The following is a 665-nucleotide window of genomic DNA, read 5'->3' as shown; positions in this document are numbered from 1 at the left end:
TGAACAGCTCTTCCGATCTTCAAATGGCTGATTAGGCGATAATTTGTTCCCACTTTGGGGCGATTGTACACGCACTTCTGGTACAGGGTTATGGTCGCATTGGCCGACTTCATTCCAAGCATCTTTCCATGCATCTGGGTAATTAGGATCGCCAGTGCCTGGAGTCCAAACCGAATTACCACACCATCCCGCGACCTCACAGGAATAGATATTGCCAACGTTGGTGACTTCATCACCCATTTTGTAAGCCACACCATCTTCGTACTGAGGAACATCGCCACAACTGTTGCTCGTGTCCGTTACTGTGATGGTTAAACTTTCATGAGTGACATGTTGTTCATCGTCCTCTGCTTCAACACGAATTGACGCTGTACCTGCCGTTTGAGGCGTCCAATCACAAGACAAATCGTGGTTGGTTTGCGTATCTAGGTGGCAGACTTCAACATCGTTCGCAAAAAATTTAACACTGGCCAGGTCATTATCGGCATCCACGACATTCGCTTCGATCGTGACGGTTTCTCCTTTTTGATGAGTAGATCCCGCTTCCGGAGAAATAAAATCCACGATTGGAGGGTTAGCGGCTGTCGACTCAGTCTCAACCGACAGCTCTACCGTTTTCTCGGTCAGCTTCGCACCTTCATCATCAAAGGAGATCGGAAGAGCGG

The 665-nt window shown here is 48.4% G+C and carries 1 protein-coding gene; it reads right to left on the bottom strand.

Annotated features, from left to right (window positions below; all coding sequences use genetic code 11):
- The coding region (locus ACP45E_RS02520; RefSeq protein WP_241824252.1) for an Ig-like domain-containing protein at positions 1-665 on the bottom strand (665 nt) is incomplete at both ends.

The organism is Vibrio genomosp. F10 str. 9ZD137, assembly GCF_049974785.1.
Lineage (GTDB): Bacteria > Pseudomonadota > Gammaproteobacteria > Enterobacterales > Vibrionaceae > Vibrio.
This window is presented reverse-complemented; position numbering and strand designations above follow the sequence as displayed.